We start from the raw sequence: 9,735 nt of genomic DNA, 5'->3' as shown, positions 1-9,735 counted from the left end.
GGCGTCACGCGGTCGGCGAGCAGGGACGGGAATGGGGGTGGGACGAACGGCGGTCAGCAGGCGGTGAGTTCGCCGGCCTGGAGCTGCCAGAGGGATGCGTAGAGGCCGTGCCGGGCAACGAGTTCGTCGTGGGTTCCCTGTTCGGCGACGATGCCGCCCTTGTCCATGACGAAGATTCGGTCGGCGTGGCGGACGGTGGAGAGCCGGTGGGCGATGACGATCATCGTCCGGTCTGCCGCGAAGCCGCGCAGGGCGCGCTGGATGGCGGCCTCGGTCTCGTTGTCCACGGCGGAGGTGGCCTCGTCCAGGATCACCACTGGGGAGTCCTTGAGGATCGCCCGGGCCAGCGCGATCCGCTGGCGCTGGCCGCCGGACAGCGCGGTGCCGCGTTCGCCGATCAGGGTGTCGTAGCCGTCGGGCAGCGCCGAGACGAAAGCGTGCGCCTCGGCCATGGCAGCAGCCTCGATCACGGCCTCGTCCGGGGCGTCGAAGCTGCCGTAGCGGATGTTGTCGGCGATGCTGCCGTCGAACAGGAACGGGTCCTGGGCGACGAAGCCGATCGCGTCCCGCAGGTCCCGGCGGCGCAGGCCCGTGACGTCGTGCCCGTCGAGCAGCACGCTGCCGGACTCGGCGTCCTGGAAGCGCATCAGTAGCTTGGCGATCGTCGTCTTGCCGGAGCCGGTGGCTCCGACGATGGCAGTGGTCCGCCCGGCGGGGATGGTCAGCGAGAGGTCTTCGAGCGCCGGCGGCCGACCCGGGTAGGCGAAGGTCACCTCGTCGAGGACGATCTCGCCCTTGACGGCCCCGACGTCGATCGGCCCGCTGTCGCCGTCGGTCTCGACGGGCAGGGCCCGGAGCCGCCGGACCCGGTCGTAGGAGACCAAGGTGCGCTGGTACTGGTCGACGATGCCGCCGAGGCGGCCCATCCGCATCATCACCATCTGGGGCAGCCCGATCAGCGGGCTGAACACCTCGAACCGGAGGCTGCCGTTGAGCACCGAGCGGCCGCCGATCAGCAGGGTTCCGGCCATCGAGGTGGTGGTGCAGACCCGGACGATCTCGGCGTGCCGGATCGTGCTCCGGTCGGTCTGGCCACTGCTGCGCTGTACCTCCTCGCTCAACTCGTCGACCCGCTCGACCTCGTAGTCCTCGGTGCAGAAGCTCTTGACGGTGGCGCCGGCCTCCAGCGAGTTCACCAGCTGGCTGTGCAGTCTGGCCCGGTCCTCGGCGGAGGCGGCGTAGTCGGCCGCGACCTTGTCCTGGTAGTGGAAGGACAGCCAGGCGATGACCGGAATGGGCAGGAAGGCGATCCAGGCGATCTGCGGCGCCAGCAGCAGGAACGCCGGCACCAGGAGGGCCAGGCTGGTGCCCATCTGCAGCAGGTCGTTGGCGGAGGTGGCGAAGAACGCACCCAGCTGCCGGGTGTCATCGGTGAGCGCGCCGGCGACCCGGGTGGTCCGCTCGCCCTCCAGGTGCCGCAGTTCGAGGTGCTGTACATGCGCGTACGTCCGGCTGCGCCAGTCATGTTCGATGTCCTGGCCGAGCCGGCGCCACATCAGGTTCGAGGTGTAGGAGAGGGTCGCCACGGCGGCGCAGGAAACCGCCACCAGGCCTGCCAGGCCCCAGAGTTGGGCGGTGGCGGTGGTCAGTCCGATGGTGGCCAGCGGCGCGGCCTCGCCCTTGATCAGCACCAGCGCGGTCCAGCCGAGGAAGGTGGCGAGCGCCATTTCCGAGACCTGGCAGGCGACCGACAGGGCGGCTGCGCGGTAGAGGCGCCTGCGGTGCGGTCCGACGATCTCCAGGAGCGGATGGCGGGCGGCCCCGCCGCCGGACAGCTCCCTGGTGGTGTCGACCGCGCGGTGCCAGGCCTTCCGGGCGACTGCCGCGGTCGCCACCACCACGCCGCCGAGCGCGACCAGTTGGCGGCTGAGCGCCGAGCCGCGGATCAGCGCGATGCCTGCCGCCACACCGCCGCCGACGGCGAGCACCGGCCGCACCACCAGGCCGCGGTCCACTCGCGGCGCCGGCCGGTCGGCGGGCCGCGGCGCGGGCACGGGCCGGGCGGTCGTGGCCGGGCGGGCCAGCACCAGGGCCACGGCCCGGCGGACGATCCCGGCGACCTCCTTGGCGCTCACCCGGGCGTCGTGGCGGACGAGCACCCCGCCGGTGACGGGGTTGGCCTGCGCTTCGGTGATCCCGGGAACTCGGCGCAGGGCTGCAGCGAGGACTTCGGCTGTCCGGGGTCGTCCGAGAACAGCTTTGACGTCCCAGCGCTGACGGCCGGAAATGACCGAGCGCGGCCGCACCTCGAAATCCGCGGAGCGATATCCGGCTGCTGCGGCACCCAGCAGAGATGGCATTTGTACGATCACCTGATTAGCAGAGGCTGCAGATGCTGTCACCAGAACGACGAAACACTGCGGCAGAGTGGAATTCTGATGAGAGAGGCGCGGTGTCACCGGCGGCCGACCACCGCGCGGATCGCCTTCCGAGGAAATCGGACGGCGTCCGCAGGGCGGCCCGGGCTGCCGATCGGACCGTCAGTGCGTCTTTCCGGCGCCGACGTGCGCCCGACTCCGGTGCGACTTCGTCTCGCCCTCGTGATGGTCGGCGGCCTCGGCCTTCTTGGCCTCCTCTTCGGCCTGCTCGACCGGGCCGCTGTCCGAGCGGGCCACGACGTCACCGCTGACGACCTGCGCGGCCACCACTTCGGCGGCCACCTCGGCCGCCAGGTCGTGAATGTTCTCCCCGGCCTCCTGGGCCGCCTTCTTCACTTCCATGACGACGCCGACGGACGCCTTGACGACGCCGCGAAAGACCGGCTTGAGGAGGCGCTTGGCCAGCGGCGCGACGATGAGGCCGATCAGGAAGGGCGGTACTACGGGTGGCATGGTGCTCCATCCTCTCCACGCATACGTATGGCAGGAATCCCGGGCACTGCGAACACTGGGTCAGCACGCAGTTGAGCGGACGAGCGCACCCGTGGCAGGAATTCTCCAGCCATCGACCGAGCCGAATCCTGGAGCTCGGGCGACGAGGGCACCGTCCGCACCGGTTTCACCTTAGCCACGCCGTGCGCAGCGAGGCCAAATCACGCCGGTGGATTTCACCCCTGCGAGTTTCAATCTGATTTTCCGATTACCTAGCAATGGCTGAGTCTGCGCGCCACTCGCCGCCCGGCGGAGCACCGCCGCCAGTGCCGCAGCATGGCAGGGGTGAGGGCGCCAACCAGATACAGCCCTCCCCTGAACGGGTGAACCTCGGGTGGCCGAGCCCTTGCTTCCAGGCCAGCTGGGAGGCGGTTCCACCCTTTCGAACAGGCTTGCCGTGCAGCCGAGTTGACGCGTCCCCCTGGCACCATGACGCCATGCTCCGCCGCCTCCTGCCGCTCCCCCCGGCAGCCGCCCTGGCCGCTGCCACCGTCCTGCTGGCCGGCTGCGGCGGCCCCGCCCGCTCCTCGACGAGCACCCCGGCGGTGAACGGCGGCACCGTCCGGATCGCGGTTTCCAGCGAGACCCCGAGCTTCAACCCGTACACGGCTTTCGGTGCCGCCTCGGCCCGCTATGCCTACGACTCGCTGGTCAACGTCTCTCCCGACGGCGCCCTGGTCTCCGGACTGGCGTCGTCCTGGCAGGCCACCACCACGACCGCCACCTTCACCCTCCGCCCTGGAATCAGCTGCTCCGACGGCACCCCCCTCACCGCCGGCGCGGTGGCCCGCGCCCTGACCTACGCGGGTGACCCGGCCAACCAGCTCGCCGGCGCGCGCAGCGTGCTCCCCGACGTCCCGTACACCGCGACCGGCGACGACGCGACCGGCACCGTGTCGGCGACCACCGCCGCCCCCTTCCCGTTCCTCACCCGCACCCTCGGGCAGCTGCCGATCGTCTGCCCCGCCGGCCTCGCCCGTCCCCAGTCGCTGGACCGTGCCACCGCGGGCACCGGGCCGTACGTGCTGACCCGCTACCACCCCGGCGGGCCCTACGAGTTCACCGTCCGCGACGGCTACGCCTGGGGGCCCGGCGGAGCGACCACCGCGGCGCCGGGCCAACCCGCCCGCATCGTCCTCTCCGTGGTGCCCCAGGCCTCCACCGCCGCGAACCTGCTGCTCACCGGCGGCATCGACATCGCGGCGGTGAACGGACCCGACCGGGCCCGGCTCGCCGGCCACGGCCTGGCTGGCGCGGACGTCGCGACGGTCGTGGGGCTGACCTTCTTCAACCAGCGCCCCGGCAGACCGCTCGCCGACCCGGCGCTGCGCCGCACCCTGGTCGCGGCACTGGACCGGCAGGGGCTCGCCAACGTCGCCGTCGGCGGCACCGGTAGGCCCGCGACCGACTTCGGCGCGCAGGGCTCCCTCTGTCACGCCGACCTGGCCGCCGCCAACCTCCCCGCCGAGGGAGCCTCCGGCCGGCTCGACGGAAGCGGCCGCCCGCTGCGGCTGCGCCTGCTCACCAGCGCGGACCTCGGCCCGACCCTGCCGTCCGTCGCCGAGCTGATGGCCCGCTCCTGGACGGCGCTGGGCGCCGACGTCACGCTGGTCACCGAGAGCCTGCCCGCCCTGGTCAACGCGATGTACCGAACTGGTGACTTCGACGTCGTGGTCGGCAGTACCCCCGGCTACGAACTCCCCGTCGGCCTGGTCCCGTTCTTCTCCGGACCGCCCCCGGCCGAGGGGCTCAACTTCGCGGGGGTCACCGACCCCGCGTACGACGCCCTGGTCGCCCGGGCGCTCCAGGAACCCGACACCAGCGGCTGTGCCACCTGGAACCGGGCCGGCGCCGCACTGTTCCGCTCGGCCGACGCGCTGCCGATCGCCGACGACCGGAGCACCGTGTACGGCCGCCGCACCACCTTCGCCACCACGTTCGGCGGCCAACTCGTTCCCACCAGCATCCGGTTGCACCGATGACCGGGTCGCTCCCCCACCTGGCGGGACGCCCGTGGGTGGTGTTCGTCGCCCGCCGGGCCGCCCGGCTGGCGCTGTCCCTCGGGGTGGTGCTCACCGCGTCGTTCGCGATGATCCGCCTGGTCCCCGGCGACCCGGTCCGCGCCGCCCTCGGCGTCGACGCCGCTCCCGCGCTGGTCGCCGAGCGACGGCATCAACTCGGCCTGGACACGCCCTTCCTGACGCAGTACCGGCACGCGGTCGGCGACCTCGTCCACGGCGACCTGGGTATCTCGCTGGTCACCGGAACGCCGGTGGCCGAACTCGTCCGCACCCGGCTGCCGGCCACCCTGGAGATCGCCGGCCTGGCCTTTCTCGTCACGCTCGCCGTCGCCCTGCCCTGCGGTCTGCTGGCGGCCGTCCACCTGCGCGACGGCTGGCGTCCGCGCACCGAACTGGCCTTCACCGCGACGACCGCCGCGCTGGCAGGCGTGCCGGACTTCGTGCTGGCCGCCGGGCTCACCGCGCTGCTGGCGGTCGGCCTCCGGCTGCTCCCGGTGGCCGGCGCGGCAGGCGCGTCGTCCTTCGTCCTGCCGGTCCTCGCGCTCTCCCTCGCCCCCACCGCCGTCCTGATGCGCCTCGTCCGGGCCGAGGCGCTGAAGGTGCTGTCCGAGGACTGGACGCGCACCGCCCGGAGCAAGCGGCTGTCGCCCGCGCGCCGCTACCTGCGGCACGCGGCGCCGAACATGGCCACCGCCGCCCTCACCGTGGCCGGCGGCCTGCTGCCCGCCATGATCGCCGGCACGGTACTGGTCGAGAAGGTGTTCGCCTGGCCCGGCATCGGTTCGGCGCTCGCCCAGTCCGTGATCGCGCAGGACTACCCGGTGGTCCAGGCGATGGTGCTGGTCCTGGGCACCACCGTGCTGCTCGGCAGCCTCCTGGTCGACGTGCTGCTGGCCGTGCTCGATCCGCGCTCGGCGATCCGGGAGAGTTGAGGCACCGATGTTCCGTCCCGTCAGGCACCCGCGCTCGCCGATGGCCTGGGTCGCGGTCACCCTGCTGGCGTCGCTGGCCGTGATCGCCCTGGTCGGACCGCTGGTCTGGGGCCCGTCCGCCGACCGGCCGGACCTCACGGCCGTGCTGCAAGGCCCGTCCGGCGCGCACCCGTTGGGCACCGACAACCTCGGACGGGATCTGCTCGCCCGGATCCTCACCGCCGCCCGGCTCTCCCTGCTGCTCGCCCTGGCGGCGACCTTGCTCGGCGCGGGCGCGGGCATCCTGCTCGGCGCGTCCACGGCCGTCGCCGGGCCCCGGGCCCGTCGGTCGATCGGCGCGCTGATCAACCTGCTGCTCGCGTTCCCCGCGCTGCTGGTCGCGCTCTTCCTCGCGGTGGTGTTCGGTGCGGGCGCCGTCGGCGCGGTACTCGCCCTGGCAGTGGCGGGCGTCCCCGGCTTCGCCCGGCTCGCCCAGACGCTGGCCGCCGCCGTGGCGGGCACCGACCATCTCGCGGCGGCCCGAGTGCTCGGCCTGCGCCGGCACCGGCTGCTGTGGCGGCACGTCCTGCCGAACATCGCCGAACCGCTCCTGCTGACCACCACCACGGCGGCCGGCACGGCACTGGTCGCGCTGTCCGGGCTGAGCTTCCTCGGCCTGGGCATCCAACCGCCCGGCTACGACTGGGGACAGCTGCTCAACCAGGGCCTCGACCGCATCTACGCCGATCCCGTGCCCGCCCTCGCCCCGGGCCTGGCCGTCCTCTACGCCGCCCTGACGTTCCAGCTGCTCGGCGAAGTCCTCGCCGGCGGCGTCGCCCGGCGCGATCCGACGCCCCGCCCACCCGCACGGCCGCTCGCCCCGAGCGGGCCCGCCGAGGACGGCCTGGTGCTCCAGGTCGAGGACCTCGGCGTCGAACTCCCCACCCCGGCGGGCCTGATCAGGCCGGTCCGCGGCGTGAGCCTGTCGCTGCGCCCGGGCGAGATTGTCGGACTGGTCGGCGAGTCCGGCTCCGGCAAGTCGCTCACCGCGCTCGCGATCGCCGACCTGCTGCCGGACCGGGCCCGGGTGACCCGCCGGACCCTCCGCCTGCACGGAGCCGACCTCGCCGCGATGACGCCGAAGCAGCGCGAGCGGCACCTCGCGACCGGCCTGGCGATGATCTTCCAGAACCCGGCCACCGCGCTCAACCCGTCGCTCCGGGTCTCCACCCAGCTCACCGAGACCGTCCGGACCCACCGCAGCGCGAGCCGCGCCGAGGCACTCCGGGACGCCTCCGCCGCCCTGGCGCGGGTCGCCCTCCCGCCGGCCGTGCTGCGGGCCCGTCCGCACCAGCTCTCCGGCGGCCAGCGACAACGGGTGATGATCGCCGCCGGCCTGATGGTGCGCCCCGGCCTGGTCATCGCCGACGAACCGACCACCGCCCTCGACGCCACCGTGCAGCGGCAGGTCACCGAACTGCTGTCCGAGCTGTGCCGGGAGACCTCCACCGCCGTCCTGTTCATCAGTCACGACGTCGCCCTGGTGGGCGAGTTGTGCGACCGGGTGCTGGTGATGTACGCGGGGACCGTCGTCGAGTCCCTGCCCGCCGGCCGGCTCGCCACCGCGGCCCGGCACCCCTACACCCGCGCCCTGGTCGAGTCGGTGCCGCACCTCGGCGCGCCCCGCGACCGGCCCCTGCCGACCGTCCCCGGCGCACCGCCCGACCCGCTCGCCCCCGCCCCGGGCTGCCCGTTCGCACCCCGCTGCGCGTACCGGCAGGACCGCTGCGCCCGGGAGGCTCCGCCACTGGCCGACCTCGACGAGTTCCACCGGATCGCCTGCTGGTCCCCACCGCCACCGAACGAGGAACCGTCATGACCGCCCTGCACCTGGTCGACCTCACCGTCCGCCACCACGGGCCGCACGGCCCGGTCACCGCGGTGGACGGCGTCTCGCTGACCGTCCCGTCCGGCAGCACGCTCGGCCTGGTCGGCGAGTCCGGGTCCGGCAAGTCGAGTCTGGCCCGGGCGGTCGTCGGACTCGCCCCCGTGCACGGCGGCCGGGTCCTGATCGACGGCCGGGAGATCCACACCCGCACCGTCCGCTCCCGGCGCCGCCTCGCCCGCCTGGTCCAGATCGTCCTCCAGGACCCCGACACCGCGCTCGATCCCCGAATGACGGTCCGTCAGACCCTTGCCGAGGCCGCCACCGTCTTCCACCGGCTCGACCGGCCCGCCCGCACCGAACGCGTCACCGACCTGCTCCAACTCGTCGGACTCGACCCGTCCTTCGCCGACCGTCTGCCGCGTCAACTCTCCGGCGGCCAGCGCCAACGCGTCGCCGTCGCCCGCGCCCTGGCCGTCGGGCCGGGCCTGCTGATCGCCGACGAGATGACGTCGGCGCTCGACGTCTCGGTGCAGGCCTCCGTCCTCAACACGGTCCGCGAACTCCGGCACCGGCTCGGCCTGTCCATGCTGTTCATCGGGCACAACCTGCCCGCCGTCTGCCATGTCTCCGACGTGGTGGCGGTGATGCGCAGCGGCCGGATCGTCGAGACCGCCCCCACCGAGACCCTGCTGCGCGACCCCCGGCACCCGTACACCCGGGCGCTGCTCGCCGCCGCGCCCCGGCTGCCCGGCCCGCCGGGCTCCTCCGCGCACTGACGTCCGCCGACCCGTGGACGGTCAACGGCCGTTCGCGCGCAGCTCCCGGAGCAGTTCCCCGACCACGTCCACCACGAACCCGGGGACCTCGTAAGGGAATTCGTGGCCGGTGCCTTCCGGTGTGTGGACCAGCCGGGCCGCGGTCGACGCCGCCAGGTAGCGGGTCCTGGCCCGGAGGTAGAAGCGGCTGATCCGCTCGGTCTCGGCCGCGTCACGGCCGGCGGCCAGCACGGTCTCGCCGCCCGTGAGATCCCGGGGGATCACCAGCACCAGTGGCAGGTCGCCGAGATCCCCGTCGTACACAACGGTCTGCCATGCCACCTCGGCCAGGCCGCGCGGCGTGAGCTCGGCGAAGGCAGACGCCGCGGCGCAGTCCTGCCCGGTGCGGCCGCCGGGCCCCCGGTGCGCGCCGAACAGGTGCCGCACCGCCGCCCGCAGGAGCGCCCGGCGCATCGCCGTGACCTGACCGCCGGACGGTGCGAAGGCGACGACCTCCGGGGGCGTCGGGTCCAGCAGCACGAGCCCGGCCACCAGGTCCGGCCGCCGCCGCGCCGCGTTGGCGACCAGCAGCCCGCCGAAGGAGTGGCCGACGAGCACGAAGGGCGCCCGCTCCCCCGCACCGTCCAGCGCCGCCAGCAGTTCCTCCGCCTCGCCCGCCGTCGTCCGGGGGAAGGGCCCGACGTCGCTCCAGCCCGTCCCGAAACGGTCGACCAGTACCGATCGGTTCCGGTGCGACATCCTGGTGTGCAGTTCCCGGAAGTCCTCACCAGGAGCGTGTCCGCCGGGCATCCAGACCACTGTCGGTCCGCCCCCGGCCTTCCCCTCGGCAAGGACGTGCATCCGGTGCCCGCCGACCTCGACCGAACGCCCCGGCGGGGGATTCTCCCGCCGCGCGCGGGCCATCAGCACCAGGTGGCGGACAGACCCGGCGGCAAGCAGCACGCCGACGGCCAGAGCCAGGCCGCCGAGCGCCGCCGCCCAGGCCGCCCCTACCCCGGCCAGCCCGATCCCCGCCGCCACCGCCACCAGCGCGACGGGCAGCCCGAGCCAGTCCCGGCTCAGCAGCGCGAGCAGGGAGTTCGCGATCCGTCCGCCCCGGCGCATCGGCCCTCCGCAACGGTGTTCGAAAGACGATCCCTGCCAGTGTCCGTCCGGCCACCGACCTGTCCCAACTCCGGCGCCTCGCCCGAGGACGCACCGCGCACGACA

General features: G+C 73.6%; 7 protein-coding genes. 4 read left to right on the top strand and 3 right to left on the bottom strand.

Annotation, left to right across the window (positions count from 1 at the left end):
- Nucleotides 1-53: 53 nt before the first annotated feature.
- Both CG736_RS33370 and CG736_RS33365 read right to left on the bottom strand, forming a co-directional pair.
- On the bottom strand, nt 54-2,135 hold the full coding sequence (locus tag CG736_RS33370; protein WP_232734353.1) for an ABC transporter ATP-binding protein: 2,082 nt from the start codon (nt 2,133-2,135) through the stop codon (nt 54-56).
- Between the two features lie 405 nt (nt 2,136-2,540).
- Complete coding sequence (locus CG736_RS33365; protein ID WP_100589865.1) at nt 2,541-2,891, bottom strand: DUF5132 domain-containing protein; 351 nt, start codon at nt 2,889-2,891, stop codon at nt 2,541-2,543.
- Between the two features lie 476 nt (nt 2,892-3,367).
- Between CG736_RS33365 and CG736_RS33360 the strand changes: the two genes are divergently transcribed.
- Genes CG736_RS33360 through CG736_RS33345 form a run of 4 tightly spaced genes read left to right on the top strand, consistent with a single transcriptional unit; the run spans nt 3,368 to nt 8,526 of the window.
- Nucleotides 3,368-4,912: an ABC transporter substrate-binding protein gene (locus CG736_RS33360; RefSeq protein WP_100589864.1), complete on the top strand. Its 1,545-nt coding sequence runs from the start codon at nt 3,368-3,370 to the stop codon at nt 4,910-4,912.
- Nucleotides 4,909-5,883, top strand: coding sequence for an ABC transporter permease (locus CG736_RS33355; RefSeq protein ID WP_100589863.1), 975 nt, complete (start codon nt 4,909-4,911; stop codon nt 5,881-5,883). Before CG736_RS33360 ends, CG736_RS33355 begins: the two co-directional genes overlap by 4 nt.
- A gap of 7 nt (nt 5,884-5,890) precedes the next feature.
- Nucleotides 5,891-7,741, top strand: coding sequence for a dipeptide/oligopeptide/nickel ABC transporter permease/ATP-binding protein (locus CG736_RS33350; protein WP_232734352.1), 1,851 nt, complete (start codon nt 5,891-5,893; stop codon nt 7,739-7,741).
- Nucleotides 7,738-8,526, top strand: coding sequence for an ABC transporter ATP-binding protein (locus tag CG736_RS33345; RefSeq protein WP_100589862.1), 789 nt, complete (start codon nt 7,738-7,740; stop codon nt 8,524-8,526). The genes CG736_RS33350 and CG736_RS33345 overlap by 4 nt, the downstream gene beginning before the upstream one ends.
- Nucleotides 8,527-8,547: 21 nt before the next feature.
- Here the strand turns inward: CG736_RS33345 and CG736_RS33340 are convergent, their stop codons facing one another.
- Nucleotides 8,548-9,630, bottom strand: coding sequence for an alpha/beta fold hydrolase (locus CG736_RS33340; RefSeq protein WP_157815828.1), 1,083 nt, complete (start codon nt 9,628-9,630; stop codon nt 8,548-8,550).
- Between the last annotated feature and the right edge of the window lie 105 nt (nt 9,631-9,735).

Source organism: Kitasatospora sp. CB02891 (genome assembly GCF_002803145.1).
Taxonomy (GTDB): domain Bacteria; phylum Actinomycetota; class Actinomycetes; order Streptomycetales; family Streptomycetaceae; genus Kitasatospora; species Kitasatospora griseola.
The sequence above is the reverse complement of the archived record's forward strand: the minus strand, read 5'-3'. Positions and strand labels throughout refer to the sequence as shown.

Coding starts and splice junctions, on each gene's coding strand:
- CG736_RS33365 (WP_100589865.1), bottom strand. CDS start 2,891: ATGCCACCCGTAGTACCGCCCTTCCTGATCGGCCTCATCGTCGCGCCG.
- CG736_RS33360 (WP_100589864.1), top strand. CDS start 3,368: ATGCTCCGCCGCCTCCTGCCGCTCCCCCCGGCAGCCGCCCTGGCCGCT.
- CG736_RS33355 (WP_100589863.1), top strand. CDS start 4,909: ATGACCGGGTCGCTCCCCCACCTGGCGGGACGCCCGTGGGTGGTGTTC.
- CG736_RS33350 (WP_232734352.1), top strand. CDS start 5,891: ATGTTCCGTCCCGTCAGGCACCCGCGCTCGCCGATGGCCTGGGTCGCG.
- CG736_RS33345 (WP_100589862.1), top strand. CDS start 7,738: ATGACCGCCCTGCACCTGGTCGACCTCACCGTCCGCCACCACGGGCCG.
- CG736_RS33340 (WP_157815828.1), bottom strand. CDS start 9,630: ATGCGCCGGGGCGGACGGATCGCGAACTCCCTGCTCGCGCTGCTGAGC.